General features: G+C 47.3%; 20 protein-coding genes and 1 pseudogene. 18 read left to right on the top strand and 3 right to left on the bottom strand.

The annotated features are described in order from the left end of the window. The first annotated feature begins 5 nt into the window (after positions 1-5). The 5 genes from thiI (at position 6) to IEW48_RS00900 (ending at position 4,538) form a co-directional block, all read left to right on the top strand. The gene (gene thiI, locus IEW48_RS00880) at positions 6-1,232 is read left to right on the top strand and encodes a tRNA uracil 4-sulfurtransferase ThiI (RefSeq protein ID WP_276529762.1); all 1,227 of its coding nucleotides are present in this window, start codon (positions 6-8) and stop codon (positions 1,230-1,232) included. 89 nt (positions 1,233-1,321) lie between these two features. Then, positions 1,322-1,933, top strand: a complete 612-nt coding sequence (locus IEW48_RS00885; RefSeq protein ID WP_188622177.1) for a YkoP family protein — start codon at positions 1,322-1,324, stop codon at positions 1,931-1,933. Positions 1,934-1,951: 18 nt separating this feature from the next. Next, entirely contained in the window at positions 1,952-3,055 is a 1,104-nt protein-coding gene (locus tag IEW48_RS00890; RefSeq protein ID WP_188622178.1) for an MGDG synthase family glycosyltransferase, read from the top strand. Positions 3,056-3,125: 70 nt separating this feature from the next. Next, the gene (locus IEW48_RS00895; protein WP_188622179.1) at positions 3,126-4,229 is read left to right on the top strand and encodes a M24 family metallopeptidase; all 1,104 of its coding nucleotides are present in this window, start codon (positions 3,126-3,128) and stop codon (positions 4,227-4,229) included. Positions 4,230-4,319: 90 nt separating this feature from the next. Further along, positions 4,320-4,538: an alpha/beta-type small acid-soluble spore protein gene (locus IEW48_RS00900; RefSeq protein ID WP_007504186.1), complete on the top strand. Its 219-nt coding sequence runs from the start codon at positions 4,320-4,322 to the stop codon at positions 4,536-4,538. Between the two features lie 99 nt (positions 4,539-4,637). On the opposite strand, the gene IEW48_RS00905 is transcribed toward IEW48_RS00900, so the two are convergent. Beyond that, on the bottom strand, positions 4,638-5,432 hold the full coding sequence (locus IEW48_RS00905; protein WP_188622180.1) for an NAD kinase: 795 nt from the start codon (positions 5,430-5,432) through the stop codon (positions 4,638-4,640). A 115-nt stretch (positions 5,433-5,547) separates the two neighbouring features. Between IEW48_RS00905 and sppA the strand changes: the two genes are divergently transcribed. From sppA to IEW48_RS17575, 11 genes and pseudogenes are all read left to right on the top strand, one after another. Then, positions 5,548-6,510: a signal peptide peptidase SppA gene (gene sppA, locus IEW48_RS00910; RefSeq protein ID WP_188622181.1), complete on the top strand. Its 963-nt coding sequence runs from the start codon at positions 5,548-5,550 to the stop codon at positions 6,508-6,510. Positions 6,511-6,524: 14 nt separating this feature from the next. Next, positions 6,525-7,025 carry an RDD family protein gene (locus IEW48_RS00915; protein ID WP_188622182.1) on the top strand — a complete coding sequence of 167 codons (501 nt, stop codon included), beginning with the start codon at positions 6,525-6,527 and terminating at the stop codon, positions 7,023-7,025. A 148-nt stretch (positions 7,026-7,173) separates the two neighbouring features. Further along, positions 7,174-7,839 (top strand): DUF2953 domain-containing protein, encoded by a 666-nt coding sequence (locus IEW48_RS00920; protein WP_188622183.1) that lies wholly within the window; start codon positions 7,174-7,176, stop codon positions 7,837-7,839. After that, positions 7,812-8,231, top strand: a complete 420-nt coding sequence (ytfJ, locus tag IEW48_RS00925; protein WP_188622184.1) for a GerW family sporulation protein — start codon at positions 7,812-7,814, stop codon at positions 8,229-8,231. The genes IEW48_RS00920 and ytfJ overlap by 28 nt, the downstream gene beginning before the upstream one ends. A 154-nt stretch (positions 8,232-8,385) precedes the next feature. Then, entirely contained in the window at positions 8,386-9,390 is a 1,005-nt protein-coding gene (locus tag IEW48_RS00930; RefSeq protein ID WP_188622185.1) for a class I SAM-dependent methyltransferase, read from the top strand. Continuing rightward, positions 9,378-10,583 carry an acetate kinase gene (locus IEW48_RS00935; RefSeq protein WP_188622186.1) on the top strand — a complete coding sequence of 402 codons (1,206 nt, stop codon included), beginning with the start codon at positions 9,378-9,380 and terminating at the stop codon, positions 10,581-10,583. Before IEW48_RS00930 ends, IEW48_RS00935 begins: the two co-directional genes overlap by 13 nt. Before the next feature lie 57 nt (positions 10,584-10,640). Next, the gene (gene pduL / locus IEW48_RS00940; RefSeq protein ID WP_188622187.1) at positions 10,641-11,222 is read left to right on the top strand and encodes a phosphate propanoyltransferase; all 582 of its coding nucleotides are present in this window, start codon (positions 10,641-10,643) and stop codon (positions 11,220-11,222) included. 102 nt (positions 11,223-11,324) lie between these two features. Next, the gene (locus IEW48_RS00945) at positions 11,325-12,212 is read left to right on the top strand and encodes an EcsC family protein (protein ID WP_188622188.1); all 888 of its coding nucleotides are present in this window, start codon (positions 11,325-11,327) and stop codon (positions 12,210-12,212) included. After that, complete coding sequence (locus tag IEW48_RS00950; protein WP_188622189.1) at positions 12,213-12,725, top strand: MogA/MoaB family molybdenum cofactor biosynthesis protein; 513 nt, start codon at positions 12,213-12,215, stop codon at positions 12,723-12,725. It abuts the gene before it with no gap. A 152-nt stretch (positions 12,726-12,877) separates the two neighbouring features. Next, positions 12,878-13,252, top strand: coding sequence for an adaptor protein MecA (locus IEW48_RS00955; RefSeq protein WP_188622190.1), 375 nt, complete (start codon positions 12,878-12,880; stop codon positions 13,250-13,252). A 246-nt stretch (positions 13,253-13,498) separates the two neighbouring features. Continuing rightward, a pseudogene (locus IEW48_RS17575) lies at positions 13,499-13,687 on the top strand (hypothetical protein); the annotation flags it as partial. 382 nt (positions 13,688-14,069) lie between these two features. On the opposite strand, the gene IEW48_RS00965 reads toward IEW48_RS17575, so the two are convergent. Beyond that, entirely contained in the window at positions 14,070-14,252 is a 183-nt protein-coding gene (locus IEW48_RS00965) for a hypothetical protein (protein ID WP_188622191.1), read from the bottom strand. A gap of 148 nt (positions 14,253-14,400) precedes the next feature. On the opposite strand from IEW48_RS00965, the gene IEW48_RS00970 reads away from it, so the two are divergent. Then, entirely contained in the window at positions 14,401-18,081 is a 3,681-nt protein-coding gene (locus IEW48_RS00970; protein ID WP_188622192.1) for a dynamin family protein, read from the top strand. Here the strand turns inward: IEW48_RS00970 and IEW48_RS00975 are convergent. Then, positions 18,068-18,877 carry an MBL fold metallo-hydrolase gene (locus IEW48_RS00975; RefSeq protein ID WP_188622193.1) on the bottom strand — a complete coding sequence of 270 codons (810 nt, stop codon included), beginning with the start codon at positions 18,875-18,877 and terminating at the stop codon, positions 18,068-18,070. The two genes, IEW48_RS00970 and IEW48_RS00975, sit on opposite strands and share 14 nt — an antisense overlap. A 355-nt stretch (positions 18,878-19,232) precedes the next feature. Between IEW48_RS00975 and pepF the strand changes: the two genes are divergently transcribed. Beyond that, entirely contained in the window at positions 19,233-21,059 is a 1,827-nt protein-coding gene (pepF, locus tag IEW48_RS00980; protein WP_188622194.1) for an oligoendopeptidase F, read from the top strand. Positions 21,060-21,195 lie beyond the last annotated feature (136 nt).

The following is a 21,195-nucleotide window of genomic DNA, read 5'->3' on the forward strand; positions in this document are numbered from 1 at the left end:
GAGATATGAGTCAGGAACTGAATCATGAACTGAATTATGACCATGTGTTGATCCGTTATGGCGAACTCGCCCTGAAGGGCAAGAATCGCAAGCTGTTTGAAAATCAGTTGCAAGAGAATATTAGAAGTCAACTGAAAGACCTGAATGTCAAGCTGAGAAAAACACATGGCCGCCTCTATCTGGACTTGCAGGGTGAATCATTTGAAACGGTTCATGAGCGGCTTAAACATATTTTTGGCATTTCTTCCTACAGTCCTGCTTTAAAAACATCGTTGGAGTTAAAAGCAATCCAGGAGACTGCGCTGAAGGCGATTCGCTCCCACTCTCCCTTTCCGAAGACGTTTAAAGTGAGCACCAAGCGGGCTAACAAGCACTTCCCTCATACTTCACAGGAAATGAATCACAAAGTTGGGGCCCATGTGCTGATCCATACAGACAACCTGAAAGTGGATGTGCACAAACCGGAAGTGGAGCTGATGGTGGAAATCAGGGAAGATGCGGCCTATATCATGTCCCAAAAATTTAAAGGAGCAGGCGGACTGCCGGTTGGCACCAGCGGTAAAGTGATGCTGATGCTGTCCGGTGGGATTGACAGCCCGGTAGCCGGGTATTTATGCCTGAAGCGTGGCTTGCGTTTTGAAGGCGTCCATTTTCACAGCTTCCCCTTTACCAGTGAACGGGCTAAACAAAAGGTAATTGACTTAAGCAAACAGCTGTCCCACTATGCTGGCCCGGTAACATTGCATATCGTTCCTTTTACGGAGATACAGACCGAAATTAAAAAGCATGTCCCCGACGAATACAGCATTACCATTATGCGGCGCATGATGATGCGCATCACTGAAGCTTTGGCTAAAAAGCATAAAGCGTTGGGCATTGCCACTGGGGAAAGCGTGGGACAAGTGGCCAGCCAAACGCTGGAAAGTATGCATACCATTAACGAAGTGACGAACTATCCCGTTCTCCGTCCCCTTGTCACCATGGATAAAGTGGAAATTATTGATATTGCCCAGAGAATAGGGACCTATGACATTTCCATCCTGCCCTATGAAGACTGCTGTACCGTGTTTCAACCCAAAAACCCAAAGACCAAACCGGACCGGCTGGCGGCGAGCCGGCTAGAGGAACGCCTGGATGTTGAAGAGTTGGTTAAGCAGGCAGTTGAAAACACGGAAACTCTGCGTGTCACCTATGAAGAACAGGAAAAAGAGACCATTGATCATCTGTTTTAAACTCCCTTCTTTAGGAAGGGAGTTTTTTGTATCAACCGTATGTAAAGTTCACATAATAACTGGTGCATTCACCAAGTGGAGGGATAGGCGTGAAAAGCCTGATTTTACATGTGTGGGCAGTATGGGATTGGATATATTTTCTTTTTAATCGCATGCAATACGTCTCCAAACAGGACAATTTCTTCCGTATTGTCCGCACGACTTATAAGGGACCGCCCATTCGGACCAGGGACGGGCACTGGATTCGTGCCGGTGATGACATCATCAAAATTCATTTATATAACTTCCGCATTGCCAAGGAAATCAAATCCTTTCCCTCCGAGATCGCTTTTATATTTTATTTTAAACGCTCACTGGAGTTCTCTTTATACGGATTGAGCCGGTACGTTGAAAGTTTGCCTGACCGCCACCGCATCAAAGGCATCATGGGCACCTCCATGTTTAACCGGGGAGCTGAGCGGTTGGGTTTTACCATCTGTGAGGTGGACGATACCTGGTATTACCGGCTGAAAGGATTGTTGTACAAGTTGATTTATTGGCTGATCCATCCCCAGGGCTGGGGTTATTTGAAACGACACGGTAAACGGCTGAAGTCCAAACATCTGGTCATGTCTGTAGAGGAGCTGCACCGTCTGTATCCCAACAAGGACGGACAGCTGATGTTCGTCACTGGTCTTAATCCCACTGGTACAAAATCATAATGGGAAGGAAAGGATCCGATGAAAGTCGTCATTTTTACTGAAGTTAAAGTGGGTGAAGGACATTATCAAGCGGCGAAGGCGATCAGACATGCCCTTGGTGAACTGTCTTCGGGTCAAGTAGAGACGAGCATCGTCTGCGGGTTAAGATGTATTCATCCTGCAGTGGAGTGGATCATAGTAAAAACTTATTTTGCCCTCATTCGCTATTGTCCCTCTCTGTGGGGCTTTTTGTATACTCATATCCGCCGCACTTCTTTCTTTCAACGGGTGGTGTTCAGCTGGAAACTGAAGCGGTGGTTGGCAAGAGAACAGCCCGATATGGTCCTCTGCACGCATTCGACTTGTATTCCCCCCCTTGCCCGGCTGAAATCAAGAGCCCCCTATTCCTTCAAGTTGGGGATGGTTTTGACCGACTATTGTTTTCATCCCTTTAGTGTCTCACCTTATGTGGACTATTACTTTGTTCCTCATCATTCAGTTAAAGAAAAGCTGGTCCGGGAATTTAACATTCATCCGCACAAAATATTTGCTTTTGGCATCCCGGTTCATCCGGTTTATGAGGAACAAGTCAAAAGGCTCAGACCGGAAGCGGCGGACGGGACACAGTCGCTGGACAAACCGGTGCACCTGCTTATTTTAGGCGGGGCCCTGGGTATCGGCCCTATTGCTGACATTATGGACGAATTTAGAGACCGGTCCAGTCAATTCAGACTAACCATTATTTGCGGTAAAAACAGAAGCCTGTACAACCAACTGAGCCGGTGTGCTGCTCCCCATATTCAAGTTCTGGGTTATGTCACCAATATGGCTGAATGGATGCAGAAGGCTGATGTGGTGATTTCTAAGCCTGGCGGTCTAACCGTGGCTGAAACATTGGTGTGCCGTACCCCGTTGTTTATCATCAGGCCCATACCGGGGCAGGAAGAGGGTAACCGGATGTATTTAGAGCAATATGGGCTTAGCCGGTATATTGAAAATATCGGGGATCTCCCCCGTACATTGCTTGAGTGGCTAGAGGATGAGCAAGCCCGCTTGGAATGGGAAAAGCGGGTGCAGGAACACCGTAAGGAACAGGCTGCATATCACATTGCCAAACAAGTTTTAAGTTATTTTTTTCCTTAACCCCAGCTATCCTTTGTTTTACAATGGAAGATGAAACGGAAAATTTTAATCAAGGGACGGGGGAGAACCAATGGCAGATTTTGCATTGCGGCGGGAAAGAACAGCCCAGTTGCTGAAAGCTGAAGGAAAGGGGGCAGGCCTTTTACTTACTGATCCAAAAACAGTCTATTATCTGACTGGCTTTTACACCGATCCCCATGAGCGGTTTATGGGGCTTTTTTTTGATCCTGAACAGGGCTGGACATTGCTTGTGCCCCAGCTTGATTTTGAGGCCGCCCAAGCGGCAGTGGGGAATATGGTCGCCGTCTGTGGCTATGGTGATGATCAGCCAGCTGGTCAGCTGGTTAAAGATTATTTGTCACGGGCGGGATGGAATACCATCTTTGTGGAAGAGAACCATATGTCTTACGCCAGAGCCAAATGGCTGCTTGCTCAAGACGGCTTAAAGATCCACAATATTTCCCCCTTCATGGAGCAGTTGAGGATGGTAAAGGATGAAGGGGAGATTGTTTTGCTGAAAGAAGCTGCCCGTGTAACTGACCAGGTGTTGGCAGCGGCAATGAAGCAATTTAAAAGGGGCATGACAGAAAACGATCTGGTCGCTGAATTGGAGTATCAGGCCAAGAAACACGGTGCAGCGCAGATGTCCTTTTCCACCACAGTCCTGTCAGGGAAAAAGTCAGCCCTGCCCCATGGCCATTCTGGTGCAGAGCCTATCGGACAGGGGAATCTGCTGATCGATTTTGGATTAGTGATCAACGGATATTGCTCAGATATCACTCGCACCTTTCATGTAGGTGAGTGGGACCAAAAGATGCAGCGTGTGTATGAAATTGTCTTAACGGCCCAACAGGCGGCTTTAGAGGGGATCAAGCCGGGGATGACGCTCGCTGATGCTGACAGGCTGGCCCGTAAAGTGATTGAGCAGGCGGGTTATGGGCCCTATTTCATCCACCGCTTGGGTCATGGGATAGGACTCAATGTGCACGAGCATCCTTCCGTTGCTCCAGGAATGCAAGAACCGGTTAAACCAGGCATGGTGTTTACGGTTGAGCCTGGGATTTATCTTCATGGCCAAGGCGGTGTTCGTATTGAGGATGCGGTGGTGATCACCGAAGGGGGGGCAGCGCCGTTGACTTCCTTCCCAAAACGGCCGGAGCAAATGATTTTGTAGGATTTCCATCAATTACTCATCGAATGCATGCATGGTTTCACTTCCTCAGTTACATGCTAAGGTTACACCAGGTAGAGGAGGTGAAACCACATGGATCAAAACCAAAGAAGCCGTAACACCAACCAATTGCTTGTACCTGGCGTAGCTCAAGCTTTGGATCAGATGAAAATTGAAATCGCCCAAGAATTTGGTGTTCAACTTGGTGCTGAAACCACTTCCCGTGCTAACGGTTCTGTCGGTGGTGAAATCACCAAGCGCTTAGTGCGTCAAGCTCAGCAGCAATTAAGCGGTCAATTTCCCCAACAATAACATCTAAATAGTGATGGATCTAAATGGGCCGGTTCCGCCGGCCCTTTTCCTGTGTACAAGCCTGAGGCGGGGTTCACATGCGGTCCCTTGTGCCAAGTATCATAAAAAGCGCCGTTTGACCTTGTCCCAGAATGAATTGGATTTCATTTTTAACGTTTTGATGCGGAAATCTGCCAGTTTGACGTCCACCTGCCTGATGGCGCTAAAATTAATCGCTTCGTTGTCCATTCCGACCAGAGGGTGCTGCAAACCTTCATGGGTAATTTTAAGGGTGAGCTGCCGGTCTTCCCCTAGGATAAATGAAGATCCCAAGGTACGGAAATCATTATTGTTGATGGAGGAGATTTCTGAGACTTGAAAGCAGGGAAGTTTAGGGTCAACCACAGCTCCGCCTACCGATTTGTTATATCCGGTACTTCCGGTTGGCGTAGCGATCACCATGCCGTCCCCACGAAAAGTTTCAAAGTATTCACCGTCGATATACACTTCCATTACAAACGTTTTTAAAATGCTGGAACGAATCGAGCATTCATTTAAGCAATAAAATGAACTGGTTTCATTTATGGTACTCTGGATAACGGGGTAACGGCGTACTTGCAGCATTTCCTTATCCATCGCTTCAAACAGATCTTCAATTTTTTTGGCGGAAAAATCGCAGTAAAAGCCAAGGTTTTCAAGATGAATACCTACATAAAGGGAATTGGTACGAAACCCCGTGTGGCGGACCGCTTGTAAAAAAGTGCCGTCGCTTCCGATACTGCAGATAATATCGGCATCGTGGTGGGTATTTAAAATGGTAAAGCCGTATGCCTGTGACCGCTCCTTAATATGCTGGGCTGCCCGTTGTGATTGATCGTCTTCCCGATAGTAAAAAAAGACTTTGCGTCGTGACATGGCCCTTCTCTCCTTAATGTTGTTATTTATACGCTAAGACAAACTATGGATTTTATTTCCAACATCCGCTATAATGATGTTGTTGTGAGAAAAATCAACAGAAAGGGTTGTTGGCATGAGCCGTAAGCGTTGGATTGCTTTAGGTGTTTTTGTTATATTATTTCTGTTTTATGCCTTTTTCCAAACCATTGAGGCGATGCCTGAGTTAGGAATCGGAGACCAGGAGTGGAAAGAGGAAGTCTACCAATTTGGTGGCCTGGACCGGATTGCCTTATTAGAGGTGGAAGGCGTGATCTTAGATCAGACACCGGGAGCTTTTTTTACCAGTGTCAATTATAACCATCGTCTGTTCTTAAAGCAATTAAAACATGCGTTCGAAGATAAAACGGTTGGCGCTGTGGTGATGCGGGTCAATTCACCGGGCGGCGGCATTGTGGAAAGTGATGAAATCTTTCATACGGTGCTGAAGCTGAAGGAAGAACATGATAAGCCGTTTGTGGTGTACATGGGCAATATGGCCGCTTCTGGAGGCTACTACATTTCTGCTCCCGCAGACAAAATAGTGGCCAACCGCCACACCATTACCGGCTCCATCGGTGTCATAATCAATTCGTATAGCGTTCAGGAACTGGCCGAAAGATGGGGGATTAGAGATGAATCGGTTACCAGCGGGCCGTATAAAGATATTCTTTCCTCAATGAAAGAAATGACCGATGAGGAGCGGGCCATTCTCCAGGGGTTGGTGGATGAAGCTTATGAAAACTTTGTTGACGCCATTGTCCAGGGAAGGGGCCTGGACCGTAACAAAGTACTCCAACTGGCTGACGGACGCATATACAGTGGTCAGCAGGCCAAAGAACTGGGGCTGGTCGATGAACTTGGCTTCTTGGATGATGCCATCGACCAAGCCGCTGATTTGGCAGGGATAGAAAATCCAACAGTGATTACTTACAAAACCGGTTGGTCGGCCTTTAACACCCTTTTTGCCCGTTTTTCGGGGGTAAATGATTGGCTCGGTGTCAGAGACATGATTTATCATCAGCCAACACCCAACTTGATGTATCTGTTAAAGTGGTAAGGGGGCTGATTAACATGAATCCACATATGCAAGCGTCACAGGAAGATGAGGCATTGGTGTTCCGCTTGGCTGGGTTTTGGATACGCACACTGGCCTACCTGATGGATCTTATCGTCGTTTCTGCCCTGTCATATTTGCTTGTTACGCCTTTCTTTTCCGTATTTGGCCTCGAGGTGACATGGCGGGTGTTAACCGTCACCTTCTTTTATATCGGGTTGATCGGCAGTCTCTATTTTATTGTCATGACTAAAGTGCTGGGGCAAACGCTCGGCAAAATGTTGTTCGGTTTGCGGGTGGTTAAAGCAGATGGCACGCCCTTGGACTGGGGCACCGCTATTTTCAGGGAAGGAGTGGGCCGCTTTTTAGCCCAATATATTTTTCATATCGGTTATATCTGGGTCGCTTTTCATCCCCGGAAGAAGGGATGGCACGATTATATCGCCGATACTTATGTAGTGTACGATAAAGAGGAAGAAAAGCGTATGCAGGTGCGGTTGGGTATCAGTGAACAATAAGGGTATTAGAAAAATGCTGGCTGTCCCAAGAAGGACAGCCTTTTTAATTTTTTCTTGCTACATACAGCATCCCAAGTTGGCAGAATGACCTCTGAATTTGAATGTTTTTCCATGTTGACGTCCATACTGGAGGTAGGAGGTAACAGAGATGATCTACGTTCTCGCTGCCCTTCTGGCCCAGTGCGGTTTCATGCTCATGATATGGTTCACCCCGCTACACATCTCCATCCATTATATACGGCAGGGTCAGGATGATTTGCTTAGAACCCAGGTTAGAGCCTGGTTCGGTCTGATTAATCTTAAAAATGAATTCCAAATTGTTAAGCTGGCCAATGATTTAACGGGGATGGTCTACCAGGAGGAGATGGAAAGCCAGGACCAGCCACTGGATCAAAAAAATTTTAAGATAACACCTGGCGAGATGTTCCAACTCCATCAGCGCACTTACGGATTGATGAGGCGCATTCATGGTTTCCATCATATTATTAAATCATTCTTAAACCGAATACGATTGGTAAAACTGGAATGGTACTCTAGAATCGGTGCCGGATTTGCAGATGAAACAGGCCTGTTAACCGGCATGATGTGGACCGTGAAGTCAACACTGGTCGGCTTGTTAAGCTCTTATTTAACTTTGCGCACTGTGCCCAGGATGCAAGTCAAACCTTCCTTTCAAGAAAAAGTATTAGAAACGGAGTTCAAATGTATGATCCGGTTTCGATTTGGACATGCTATTTTAGCAGGAATTCGAATCTTATTAAATCTGGGAAAGAGGCGTGATGTGACATGGAAGAACACCCCATTCAAGGTTTAATGAAAACTGCGATGGAAAACCTGAAAGAAATGGTGGATGTGAATACCATTGTCGGAGATCCTGTTGAGACGCCTGATGGCAGTGTGATCCTGCCTGTATCCAAAGTGGGGTTTGGGTTTGCTGCCGGAGGAAGTGAATTTGATGTTGATGATCAGTCCGGTGCAGGTGGAAATGGCGGCCCGTACGGGAACAATAATAACCAGGGAAACAAACCTAAACTTCCGTTTGGCGGGGGAAGCGGTGGCGGTGTCTCCATTACCCCAGTAGCTTTCCTGGTGGTGAATGCCAGCGGGATCAAAATGGTGCATATTGATGGTCAAACTCATTTGTATGACCGGATCTTGGAATTTGCTCCCCAATTAGTCGATAAAATTCAAAACCTGATGAATTAAAACAAGAAAAAAACATTCGATCACAAGCAGACCTCAGCAGATGAATTAGGGTTATAATAGTATTGTGTTGGGTTTAAACAACTCAACACAATTTTCATTTCTCGCTTCGCTCTAACAGTATAGCGGGGAGGGACCAGCGAGGGGAGAGGACACTATGAGCAAAAAAGCAAATACCGAGCTTTTGTTTGAACTTTTGGATCAGGGTTCCCAACTATTGAAACAGGCGAGGGGCAAACCCTATCTAGAGGCACTGATTGATACAGGAGAGAGCTTTTTTCAGGGCGAGTTGGTCACTGATGCAGAAGAGGAAACAGCTGGAAAGCTGGCTGATCTTATTCACCAATTTAACAGGCATAACTTTGGACGCGAGGAAATCCGGCGAGCTTTTCAATTGGCAACGTTAAAAGGGATGAAAGAAGGCGCTCTTCCGCCTGGGGCGGGAGTAACCCCTGATGCTGTGGCCTTGTTCATGGCCCATTTGGCTAAATTGTTCTGTTCAAGGTTAGCACAGCATCCCCAGCTGGTTGTGGATTTGGCCTGCGGACCAGGCAATCTTTTGACCTGTGTGCTCAATCATTTGCCAGGACAGCCGCAAGGCGTGGGCGTTGAGTTTGATCCGTTGCTTATCCGTCTGGCCTATATCAATGCAAATTTGCAGGAGCATGCGATCGAATTCTTTCGCCAGGACGCTTTAAAACCCGTCTATTTCTCCCGGGTTAACCTGGTGGTTTGTGATTTGCCAGTCGGCATTTACCCTGACCGGGACAATGCCAAACGCTATGAACTTTATGCGGAGGACCAGGACAGCTATGCTCACCAATTATTTATTGAGCAAGCGATCCATGTCGCCGAAGAGGGAGCCTATTTAATATTTTTAATTCCAAACCAGTTGTTTACTGAACCTGGCGCTCCCCGTTTAAGAGAGTTAATCACTAAAGAAACCCATATTCAAGCCTTGCTCCAGTTGCCAGGCAGTTTATTTCAAAGCGGAAGCACACATAAAAGCATCTTTATTCTGCAAAAAAAAGGGGACGCTGTTCAACCTCCCCGCCAAACTTTATTAGCCAAATTACCTTCATTTACCAATAAGCAAAAATTGAGCCAGGTATGGGCACAAATTGAAGAATGGATCGAGGTGAACAAACCATGCCAAAAATAATGGCGATCAATTGCGGAAGTTCATCCTTGAAATTTCAGCTGCTGCAAATGCCGGAGGAAAAAGTGCTGACCAAAGGTGTCATTGAGCGGATTGGACTGGATGATGCTATTTTTACGATCAGTGTGAATGGGGAAAAAAAGAGGGAAATTGTGGAGGTTCCTGATCACGAGGCAGGAGTATCCCTTCTCCTGGACAAATTGCTGGAAAACAACATTATCAAAGAACTGACGGAGATAGAAGGGGTGGGCCACCGTGTGGTCCATGGGGGAGAACGATTTCATGATTCAGTCCTGATTGATGAAGAAGTAATCAAAGGCATTGAAGCCTGTTCTGAACTTGCCCCTCTCCACAACCCGGCCAATCTGGTAGGGATACGTGCCTTTCAAAAGGTGCTGCCCAATGTTCCTGCTGTTGCCGTATTTGACACCGCTTTTCATCAAACCATGCCGGAACAATCATATTTATACAGTCTGCCTTATGAGTATTACCAAAAATACGGCATTCGTAAATACGGTTTTCACGGCACTTCCCATAAGTATGTCACCCAACGTGCTGCTGAACTGCTTAATTTACCCTTGGAAGAGTTGCGCCTGATCAGCTGCCATCTGGGTAATGGGGCCAGCATCGCCGCTGTGATGCATGGCAAATCAATCGATACCTCCATGGGGTTTACACCGTTGGCCGGGGTGGCCATGGGGACACGCTCGGGCAACATTGACCCTGCCCTGATTCCCTACATTATGAAAAAAACGGGCAAATCGGCAGATGAAGTTGTCTTCGATGTTTTGAACAAAAAGAGCGGCCTGCTTGGTATCTCAGGGCTTTCCAGCGATCTGCGGGAGATTGAGGAAGAGGCCCAAAACGGCAATCACCGGGCCGAGCTGGCTTTAGAAGTGTTTGCCGGCCGCATTCACAAATATATTGGCAGCTATGCAGCCCGCATGTCCGGGGTGGATGCCATTATTTTTACGGCAGGAATTGGGGAAAACAGTCCCGTCATTAGGGAAAAGGTGTTAAAAGGATTAGAATTTATGGGCGTCTACTGGGATCCAGCCCTTAACCGCATCAAAGGAAGGGAAACCTTTCTTAATTATCCCCACTCACCGGTCAAGGTGCTGGTGATTCCCACAAATGAAGAAGTGATGATTGCCAGAGACACAGTAAGATTGATTTCAGCCAAGGTCAAAGCATAGGACTAGTTTATTCACATATATTCCCTTGATTTAAATAAAAAGGAGGAGCTATGACACATGGAATATAAAATTCCAGTCGGGATTTCTAATCGTCATGTCCATCTGTCTCCTGAACATCTGGAACAACTGTTTGGCAAAGGGTATGAATTGACCGAACTGAAACCTTTATCCCAACCAGGTCAGTTCGCTGCGCAGGAAACCGTTACTTTGGTTGGACCCAAAGGAGAAATCCCCAAAGTGCGCATCCTGGGTCCGGCGCGGGGACATACCCAGGTGGAGATTTCCAAAACAGATTCTTATAAATTAGGGGTTAACCCGCCTGTACGGGATTCTGGTGACATCGAAGGCACACCGGGCATCAAAATCATTGGCCCTAAAGGGGAAGTAGAGCTGGACAAAGGTGTGATTATTGCCAGCCGTCACATTCATTTCCATACTTCCGATGCGGAAAAGTTTGGCGTTAAAGACGGCGACCGGGTTCGTATTCGCGCCGGAGGTGAACGGGCGGTGATTTTTGAAAATGTGCTATGCCGCGTCTCTGATAACTACGCCTTGGACTGTCACCTGGACACTGACGAGGGAAACGCAGCCGGATTAAAAACAGGGGACTATGTGGAGCTGATCCTGGACGGAAAATAGGATGGCCGAAGATCAGCACCGGACAGCTAGGGGGACCGGATCTCTCCCTGGCTTTTTTTAACAGGGGATTGTGCTATAATGATGCCAATAGGGGTGAAGATCATGACGCGTTTGGAGCAGGAACGCCAGCAACTGCTCAAAGAAATTAATCTGTGGCTCGATGAGCAAACGCAAGAATGGGACAGCACGTTGGAGGAAAACGCTTTTAACAAAAATGTACTGGTCAACCAGGCTGAACTGAATCACTGGATGGCGAAATGGCTGAATACGCTTCCTGAGGAGCAAAAGAAAACAGTCGTCGATATGATTGACCACCTTGTCATTTACATCGCAAACTTTTTTCACAAGCATTCTAACTGTGAGGAGATTGAAAAAAGCATCGTCATGGAAGCCCGGCTTTTCGAGCCCAGTTTATCCAGTTTTGATGAGTTACCCTCTGTTGATTTCTACCGCTTGCAATATATCGAACAAAAATTCCGCTCCCGTTACCCCCTGTATGCTTTGGTTGAGGGCGGACTGGCGGGTACGGGCCATCCCCTGCTCTTGGCCATCGATTTTCCAGCCCTGATGAGCATCAATCTGAAGATGCTCCACTATGTGGCCAGCGCTTACGGTTACTCTCTGAAAGATCCCTATGAACAAATCGTTTTGCTTAAAGTGCTTCATGCCGCCACTTTGCCCGGGCGCCACAAACGGGCTGCCTGGCAGTGGCTGATCGACAGGCACATCCAAGCAGGACAACCCCGGGACCTCTCCCTCTTTGGTCCAGAACAATCCATTATTAAGGAAGAATGGCTGGAGACTTTGGTTAAACAGTGGGTCAAAGCCATTGTGCTCTATGGTTTGAAGAAAACCACAAAGAAAAATTTGTCCTTGATTGGCATGGTGCTTGGTGCTAATATGAACTATCAATGGACCAAAAGGGTTGGTCAATTTGCCTCACATTTTTACCGTTACCGGTTCTTGGAGGAGAGGAAGGAGGAAGTGTAAATGAGCACAGCTGAACACAAAAAAGAAGCCCCTAAACAGGTCACTTGCATGGTCATTACGGTTTCAGACACCCGAACGGAAGAAACAGATAAAAGCGGGAAGCTGATGAAGGACATGCTGGGCCAAGCCGGGCACAAGGTTGCCCTTTATACCATTGTCCCTGATGAGCCAGAGCGAATCAAGGCGGCCGTAGAGGAAGGACTGTCTCACCCTGAGGTGCAGGTGATCCTTTTAAACGGGGGAACAGGGATTGCCAGACGGGATACCACCTACGAAACCGTTGCCGCTATGCTAGAGAAAGAAATGCCTGGGTTTGGCGAGATTTTTCGCTACTTAAGCTACACGGAGGATATCGGCTCCGCAGCCATACTCAGCCGGGCGATTGCCGGGACCTGCCGGAACAAGGCCATATTTTCCACCCCCGGATCCAGCGGGGCAGTCAAGCTGGCCATGTCCAAAATCATCTTGCCTGAACTGGGCCATGTGGTCCGGGAATTGAATAAAGACAAATAGTCATCACTGCTGGATGAACCCTTTAGACCGGTGTGGCAGGCCCCTTGAAATTGGGCCCTGCTTTTTTAATTCCCAGTGATTGAAACAAGCCGATTTAGGGTATAACGTTACTAAAGGCAAATTTAACCACGCCGAGTTGAGGAGGGTTCATCTTGAATCATGACATGCATTCGTCCAAACTGGAACAACGGCATTTGGTGAACCAACAAACGGAGACCGTTTCACATAAACCGTACTATTCCTGCGTGTATAAATTTCGGGACATCGAAGATGTGATCAACCTGGCTCACCGTCTCCCCCTGCCTTTTTTCAACAGCAAGCTGATCCGTTATCACAACTTTTACTATCTTTCTGTGATGTACCCTCAAGAGCGCATGATCCGCCGGTACGATTGGGGTGAAAGCATTATTTTAGAATATGGCGAACGGACCAATGAATCCATATACCGTTTGGAGGAGTACGGCAAAGTGATTTTAGCCGAAAATGCCATTGCTACTGTGCGGGATTATTTTCACATCTTGGATTAGGTAATTGAACCGGGCTGCAACCTTACCTCGAAATGAATTCGGGGTGGGTTTTTTTTTGTGAGTCTGAGCCGAATTTTGTTTCCATGTCCACCGTGCAGAGCGGAGAAGACCTGGGCAACACCTCTGTGACATCGGGTCCTGAGAGGGCCGTGGAATTCGATAGGCCTCTTGAATTCAGCAGAAGATGCCCTTTCGTATTGGAATTTAACGGTGGAAGAAGCGTCTCCGCAATTGCTCACAGGGGGTCGGGTACGTGACATTGCCCGTGAAACGATCCGCAAGATGGGAAAAGACATTCCAGTCTTTGCATCTGTGGACTACTACCCTGTGCGCAAGGAGTCCCATCGGACCAACACGACCATCGTAGAAGCGTACGCAGCGGACCCTTCGCGCCATACCCTTGAGAAGGTTAACCAACGGCTTCGTGAAAAAGGGACAACATCCTCAGCCGTGATAAAACCTAGACCGTGACACTGGCTGCACTCCACATCACCATGTCTGCCACAGCGATAACAATCCATCAGGCTCCCTCCTCTCCTTACTGTTGATGGGCACTGGATAAGCTGTTATACATCTGTAATAAAACAGAATTTACATTATTAACACTATTATATAACAATTCTCTTTAATCTATCAATATTAATATTCAAAATTTTTTTATATTTGCCTAACTTGGCACCTGATACATTCAAAAATAAAACACTACCAATTCGTCCCTGGTAAAACAGGCTATAACAACAAAAACCGGTTCTGCCACATTGTCAATCCGTGGTCAGAACCGGTTTTGTACATATAAAGCCAACAGGTTAAATAGTCATCAAGATTGCTGTTTGCCCCCAACCTTTTTCCAGCCTTTTTTAATCTCTAAGTTACGGATGACAGAAACTTCCCCTTTTTGGCTGACGAATGGCCTGACAATGGCCTGAACGATGACGCCTAAAAAAGCGGTCATGCCAATAATCATCACGCCTAAAATCGCCAGGTCAATGAAAAAATCCATCCTACTCACCCCTTATATTGAAATTTTACCCCACAGGCTGTCAATTGAAAAGAGCCCTGGACAGAAAACGCCCAAAACGTGATAATAAAAGAAATATTTAATTTCAATAAAATTAATACATTAATCATGAAAACAGAGGGAGAGGATCATGAGCACCGTCAACCTTCAGACACCGCTGACTAGACCGGGTGACAAAGCAGTACAGCGTTTAATGGAGCAATTAGAGCAGACAGGAGACAAGCAAACGGTTGACAAATTGGAAAGTTATATTCATAAGTGGCAGGAGCAAACCCTGCACATTGGCTTTTGCGGGCTGTTTTCCGCAGGGAAATCGACCATGATCAATACCTTGCTGGGAGAACCGTTACTCCCGTCCAACCCTATCCCCACCAGTGCCAACGTGGTCTCCATTCGTTACGGGGAACCCAAAGCGATGATCCATTTCACTTCAGGCTCCGAGCAGACCTTGGCTCTTGACCAATTGGAGAAGTGGAAAGCCTATTGCACAAACGGCGATGAAGTAGAGTGGGTAGACATCTTTTATCCCCACCCCTTATTGGCAAAAGGGGTGACCTTGCTGGATACCCCAGGAATAGATTCAACAGACCCCAGACACCAGCAGGCAACAGAAGCAGCGCTGCATTTGGCCGATGTGGTCATTTTTGTTGCCGATTATCACTATGTGCAGTCTGAGGTCAATTTCTCTTTTCTCAGACGTTTAAAAGAACAAGGAAAATACCTGTATCTGGTGATCAATCAAATTGACAAACACCGGGGTAGCGCCAGAACCCTTGGTGAATATCTGTCTAAGCTGTACAGCGGTTTAAGGGAATGGCGAATGGAGGTTGACGGTCTGTTGTGCACTTCATTGAAACAGACTGATCACCCGTTCAACATGCTGAAGCAGCTAAAGCAATTACTGGAAAAGATGGGTCAGCATAAAGTATTTTTGCTGGCCAAGCATTTTAAACACGGCTTGAACACATTGTTGGACCAACATCGAAGCTACTTGCTGGAAGAGCAAAGCGAACAACGGCAACGGATTGCCAGTCAGCTCGATCAACTCTATCAAACACTTGGAGATCAGGGGGCTGCCCGGTATCAAGCATACCGGGAGGCGCTGGAGGAACCTAAACACCTTGTCCAGTATTTAGAAGAAGCAACACAGGAGATTTTGAAAAATGCCATCATCACGCCCTATGTGACCATCCAGCTGGTCCGGGAGATGATTGACTGTTACCAGGATGATTTCAAAGTAGGCTGGCTGTTTGCAGCCAAAAAAACAGAACAGGAACGCCGGCGGCGGGTTGAGGCCTTTTATGCCGACTTGACAGAACGGGTGCAAGCACAGATTGAGTGGCACCTGAAAGATATGATCCGGAAAAGTTGTGCTCAATATCACATTGACGACCAGCAACTGCTAACCCAGCTCTTAAACTGGGAGCTCAATGTGCCCCGGGAATGGATCACAAGCCTGATTCGCACCGGTGGTGTAGCCCGGGATTACGTTTATGTCTACCTGGATGAGTTGAAGCAAAAGATTCACGGGCTGTACCGGCAGCAGATGGAAGAGGTGGCCAAGCAACTCAAACACTACCTGGAAAAGGACAGAGCAACCAAATTTGAGACACAAAAAGTGCAGATAGAACTGTTTGAAGCCATCATGGCCGCCGAGGAAAAACTGTTACAGCTTGATGGGGAAATACAGGGACGCATGGAGCAATACAGGCAAATCGTCTCTGCCATCAATATTCCACATTTTTCAAAAGAAGAGGAAGCGGCCATTACTGTGCAATTAACGGTTAAAGCTGTCCCTGATGGGCTCAACAACACGGCCATGGACCATTCAACGCAAGAGGGCAGATCTCCTGTGCAGCACGATTCTTCCAGCTCTTCCGCTCAGACACAGGCATCCGCTCCGGCTGACGACCTCTCCGGAGCCCGGTGGCCGGAACATCAATTTGCCTCCCTGGCTGCCTGCTATGAACAGGGAGCAAGGATATTGGCTCAAGTGCCCCTTCTGGGCAACATGGTACAGGAATGGCGGGAAAAAGGGCAGCGCCTGAAACAACGGCGGTTTCGCATCTTTTTGTTTGGAGCTTTCAGTGCGGGCAAATCCTCCTTTGCCAATGCCCTGCTGGGAAAATCTATTTTACCTGTTTCCCCCCATCCTACTACGGCCGCGATTAACTACATTTTGCCCCCCACTGATGAACATCCGGCGGGTACATTTGTGGTGCACATGAAATCAAGAGAGCAAGTTGAGCACGAGGTGGCCATCTGCCTGGAGCGTCTCTCTTTAAAACATCTGGACGACATGACTTTGACGCTGAGACAGGTGCACCACATTGATCCGTCTTCCTTGCGGCCATCGCTCAAACCCTATTACGCTTTTCTCAGGGCTTTTGCCAAAGGCTGGGAAACAGTGAAAGAAGACTTGTCCAAGGTTTTTGCCGTCGGTCACGACCAGTATACCCGTTACGTGGCCGATGAAGGGCTCGCTTGTTTTGTACGGGACATTAAGGGGCACCTTGATTCCCCCTTAACCCGCCTGGGACTCGAGATTATTGATACCCCTGGGGCCGATTCCATTTACACCCGTCATACTGACGTCACGTTTAACTTTCTCAAACAGGCGGATGTGATCGTCTATCTGACCTACTACAACCATGCCTTCAGCCGTGTTGACCGTCACTTTCTGGATCAATTGGGCCGGGTCAAGGAGCAGTTTGCTTTGGATAAAATGTTTTTTGTTATCAATGCGGCTGATTTGGCCTCCTCAGAAGGGGAGCTTTTAGAAGTGACGAAGCATGTGGAAAGTCATTTGCTCCAGTCGGGCATCCGTTTTCCGCGGCTTTATCCGCTCTCCAGCCTCCGGGCATTAGAAGGAAGGGATGCTGGATTTGAGCGCTTCAAAGAGGCTTTTCTTTCCTTCCTTCAACATGAACTGGCAGAAGGCGTCAAAACACAGGTTGAGGCAGATCTGAAACATGGTCTCCATGTGCTCAAAGAGTTAAAAACAGAGGTGGAACGGACGGAGCAGACAAAAGAGGAGAAGATGAAGGTTTTGCACCGCTTGGGTGACAAATGGAGCGGGCGGCTGGCCAAGGCCACGTATGAATCATGCCTGGTGGAACTGCGCAAGGAGATTGCCGAACAGCTGTACTATGTGAATCAGCGTCTCTTTTTCAACTTTAAACGGCATGTGGATGACGCCTTCCATCCCGGAGTTTTATCCGAACCAGCCGGAATCAAACAAAAGCTGGAACAGTGTCTGGATGAACTGTTGTTTTCCTTGTCCTGCCAAGTGAAAGATGAGCTGAAAGCTGTCACCTTGCGGATAGAAAACGTAACGATCAGACTGCTGGAGCGGGAGCGTGACCAGTGGTTGGCCCGTCTGAAGCAGGACGGACTAATCGTTAACCTGGAACGTCCGGAACATGACTTCACTTCCCCATCTGTTCCGGAGGAGTTAGTTGGATTGGACAAAAAACGTTTGACACAGGTCTTTAAACATTTTAAGAAGCCCAAGCAGTTCTTTGAGCAGGGTGGAAAAGAAAAGCTGCGTGAAGAGCTGGAAACTGCCTTAAAAGAGGTGGTGGCCTGCCATCTGGAACAGGTTAAAACCCTATTTAACGCCCATTATGAACAGCAGTGGCAACAAGCTGAGCAAGGATTAACCACCCGTTTGGAAAATGCTTTGCAGTTTGTCATTAAAGGGCGCTTGGCAGCTATCAACGGGGAATTGACGCCCACACAAATGGAAGCGCTGCTTCAGGAGTACCACATCCTGTTAGGTGAAGCGGTGCTTGGGCTTAACTTACCTTGAGCGTGGAACCGAATTCCTCAATAATATGCTTGACAACGTTGTATGATGAAAACTCACCCATCGTCAAATAATGGTTCCAGTCTGGTTTGGGGAAGAGTTTTTCCTTGATTTCATGTGTTTCCAAGCCTTGTTTGTAATAGTGGAGCACTGCTTCAATCAGTTCCTCCAGATAGGCTTTCTTCTGCCGGAATGCCTCGTAACCGTTTTCGACCCGTCCGGCATGGGCGCAGTACACCTCTTCAAAATCGTAGGTTAACAGGGTATTGATGGAATCCAGCATCTGTTTGATCGACTCATCGCGCAAGCTGTACTTGATCACTGTGGAGACGAACAGGTCACCGCTGAATAAAATGCCCCGGTTGGACTCCAGCAAGCTGATGTGATCCTGGCAGTGACCTGGTGTATGAATCACTTTAAAGGTAAAGTGCTCTGTTTCGAGTCTGTCGCCAATTTCCTGCCCCTCCACGGCCTCCATTTGTCCCCAAACCAGCTTGCGGTACATGGGGATGGAAGGAGGGGCTTGTAAAATTCGTTTGGTTTCAGGGTGCATGTAGACCGGGACTTGTTTGGCCCGTGCAAGCCATCCTGCACAGCCGGAATGGTCTTCGTGGTGATGGGTTAACACCACTTGTTCGATTTTTTGCCCTTTGAAATAGTTTTTTAATGTCTGTTTATATACTGGTGCACCTGTATCGATCAGCAAACCATCAATCAAGTAAAAAGAAACCGAAAGGGAGAAATACTTCAGGAATAGCTGACCCTGAATCAGGTCTTTATGTTGATAAAGTTTTAACATGGTAAATCTCCTCTGTCCAGTGTTGTTCTGACATCAACGGAGTAAACGTTGTGAACACCAAACTTATTCTGAATGAACAGTCATTCATTATAAATATAGCATAAACAGGGCAGGATGTCATTCCAAAAGTTAACAGCACTCAGGGGGCGTTTCCCCCTCATCCCGGTAATAACGGATTTGTTCTGCCTTTTTAAACCCATTGATACCAACCCATGTAAAACCCTCCTTGTACTATTTTTGCAGTTGTTAGTATGTATTTTTTCCAGTTGTTTTACACTTTGCAGGAATTTGGGGCAAAATAATAGAAGTAAACATCAGAAGATTTTATCCAAATTGGCTGAGGAGGTCATTGCCCATGTCTGAACAACAAAAAACGGCCGGACAGCTGCCCAAGCGCTCGGAACTGGATCCAAAGTATAAGTGGGATTTAACCAAAATTTTCAAATCAGATGAAGAGTGGGAGGAAGCCTTCCAAGAAGTGAAAAGTCTCCTCCCCAGCATCAAAGAGTATGAGGGGAGGTTGATGGAATCAGCTGACACCCTTTTGGAAGCGTTGCAGTTGAGGGAAGAGATCGGCAAAAAATTAGGTAAGGTGTATATCTATGCCCACCTGAAAAAGGACGAGGACACCACCAACTCTAAATATGTCGCTTTTGAAAACAGGGCGGCCAGCCTGCATGTGGAGGTTGCCAGCGCTGTGTCCTACTTTTCACCGGAAATCCTTCGCGCCGATGAATCTACCGTCCGTTCCTACCTCCGGGAAAATGATGCCTTACAAGTTTATGAACACTATCTGGATCAGCTTTTGCGCCAAAAAGAGCATACCTTGTCAACCAAAGAAGAAGCGATCCTGGCCCAAGTCGGGGAGTTGGCCAGCGCTCCCAATGATATTTTTACCATGATCAATAATGCCGATATGAAGTTCCCCACCATTACCGACGAGAATGGAGAGGAAAAGGAGCTGACCCACGGCCGCTACATCCAGTTTCTGGAGAGTAAGGACCGCCGGGTGCGCCAGGATGCTTTCAAAGCCATGTATGATACTTTTAAAAAGCAAAGAAACACCCTGGCGGCCACTCTGAATGCCAATGTGAAAAAAGATGTCTTTTATGCCCGGGTGCGCAAATATCGTTCGTCTTTAGAAGCCTCTTTGGACAGGGACAATGTACCCGTCCGGGTCTACGAGAACCTGATCGCTGCCATTCAAGAAGCACTGCCCGTTTTCCAGCGCTATATGAAACTGCGCAAGAAGGCACTGGGACTTGATGAGCTGCATATGTATGATCTTTATGTCCCGCTTGTACAGGATGTGGAGATGAAGTATACATACGAAGAGGCCAAGCAGCTGGTCCGCGATTCCCTTCAGCCGCTGGGTGAGGAGTACCTGGCCGTTGTGGATGAGGGATTTAACAGCGGTTGGATTGATGTCTATGAAAATGTGGGCAAACGCAGTGGCGCTTACTCCAGCGGCACTTATGGCACACCACCGTACATTTTGCTCAACTACCAGGAAAATCTGGATAACGTGTTTACCTTAACCCATGAGATGGGCCATTCGGTGCACAGCTACTTTTCATGCAAGGAACAGCCTTATATTTACTCAGATTACACCATTTTTGTGGCTGAAGTGGCTTCCACCCTGAATGAAGCGCTGTTGACCCATTATCTGTTACAGAACACGAATGATCCTAAGCAGCGTATGTATATTTTGAATCATTATCTGGAAAGCTTCCGGGGCACCGTTTTCCGGCAGACCATGTTTGCAGAATTTGAGAAACTGATTCACGAAAAGGTGGAGGAAGGGGAAGCGTTGACAGCCGACCGTCTCAGTGAACTATACTATGATTTGAATCTGACCTACTTCGGTGAAGATGTGGTCGTTGATCAGGATATTGCTATGGAGTGGGCCCGTATTCCCCATTTCTACTACAATTTCTATGTGTACAAATACGCTACGGGATTCGCCGCGGCCACTGCTTTAAGCCAGCAGATTTTAAACGAAGGCAAGCCTGCTGTTGACCGCTACCTTTCGTTCCTTAAGAGCGGAGGGTCTGACTATCCCATTGAGCTGTTGAAAAAAGCTGGAGTAGATATGACCTCTCCAGAGCCGGTCCGCCAAGCTTTGCGCGTCTTTGAACGGACTTTAACGGAGATGGAGGAGTTGTTTGGAAAGCATCAATAGGCAAAAAAGAGCGGTGATAGATACACTTGCCCTCTGCTAAAAGATTATTTCCAGCCCTGTTTCGACATGGCTTACATTCCGGGGGATTGGCCTGTTCAGCTAGATGAGATAAAAGAAGAAGTAAAATAACCTTGAA

It is taken from the genome of Caldalkalibacillus thermarum (genome assembly GCF_014644735.1).
GTDB lineage: Bacteria > Bacillota > Bacilli > Caldalkalibacillales > Caldalkalibacillaceae > Caldalkalibacillus > Caldalkalibacillus thermarum.

What these genes read in the sequence shown, in the direction of transcription:
- IEW48_RS00975 (WP_188622193.1), bottom strand. Translation starts at nt 18,877, where the DNA reads ATGTTAAAACTTTATCAACATAAAGACCTGATTCAGGGTCAGCTATTC.
- IEW48_RS00905 (WP_188622180.1), bottom strand. Translation starts at nt 5,432, where the DNA reads ATGTCACGACGCAAAGTCTTTTTTTACTATCGGGAAGACGATCAATCA.
- IEW48_RS00895 (WP_188622179.1), top strand. Translation starts at nt 3,126, where the DNA reads ATGGCAGATTTTGCATTGCGGCGGGAAAGAACAGCCCAGTTGCTGAAA.
- IEW48_RS00965 (WP_188622191.1), bottom strand. Translation starts at nt 14,252, where the DNA reads ATGGATTTTTTCATTGACCTGGCGATTTTAGGCGTGATGATTATTGGC.
- pduL (WP_188622187.1), top strand. Translation starts at nt 10,641, where the DNA reads ATGGAATATAAAATTCCAGTCGGGATTTCTAATCGTCATGTCCATCTG.
- IEW48_RS00935 (WP_188622186.1), top strand. Translation starts at nt 9,378, where the DNA reads ATGCCAAAAATAATGGCGATCAATTGCGGAAGTTCATCCTTGAAATTT.
- ytfJ (WP_188622184.1), top strand. Translation starts at nt 7,812, where the DNA reads ATGGAAGAACACCCCATTCAAGGTTTAATGAAAACTGCGATGGAAAAC.
- IEW48_RS00950 (WP_188622189.1), top strand. Translation starts at nt 12,213, where the DNA reads ATGAGCACAGCTGAACACAAAAAAGAAGCCCCTAAACAGGTCACTTGC.
- IEW48_RS00970 (WP_188622192.1), top strand. Translation starts at nt 14,401, where the DNA reads ATGAGCACCGTCAACCTTCAGACACCGCTGACTAGACCGGGTGACAAA.
- IEW48_RS00890 (WP_188622178.1), top strand. Translation starts at nt 1,952, where the DNA reads ATGAAAGTCGTCATTTTTACTGAAGTTAAAGTGGGTGAAGGACATTAT.
- IEW48_RS00930 (WP_188622185.1), top strand. Translation starts at nt 8,386, where the DNA reads ATGAGCAAAAAAGCAAATACCGAGCTTTTGTTTGAACTTTTGGATCAG.
- IEW48_RS00915 (WP_188622182.1), top strand. Translation starts at nt 6,525, where the DNA reads ATGAATCCACATATGCAAGCGTCACAGGAAGATGAGGCATTGGTGTTC.
- IEW48_RS00920 (WP_188622183.1), top strand. Translation starts at nt 7,174, where the DNA reads ATGATCTACGTTCTCGCTGCCCTTCTGGCCCAGTGCGGTTTCATGCTC.
- thiI (WP_276529762.1), top strand. Translation starts at nt 6, where the DNA reads ATGAGTCAGGAACTGAATCATGAACTGAATTATGACCATGTGTTGATC.
- IEW48_RS00945 (WP_188622188.1), top strand. Translation starts at nt 11,325, where the DNA reads ATGACGCGTTTGGAGCAGGAACGCCAGCAACTGCTCAAAGAAATTAAT.
- sppA (WP_188622181.1), top strand. Translation starts at nt 5,548, where the DNA reads ATGAGCCGTAAGCGTTGGATTGCTTTAGGTGTTTTTGTTATATTATTT.
- pepF (WP_188622194.1), top strand. Translation starts at nt 19,233, where the DNA reads ATGTCTGAACAACAAAAAACGGCCGGACAGCTGCCCAAGCGCTCGGAA.
- IEW48_RS00900 (WP_007504186.1), top strand. Translation starts at nt 4,320, where the DNA reads ATGGATCAAAACCAAAGAAGCCGTAACACCAACCAATTGCTTGTACCT.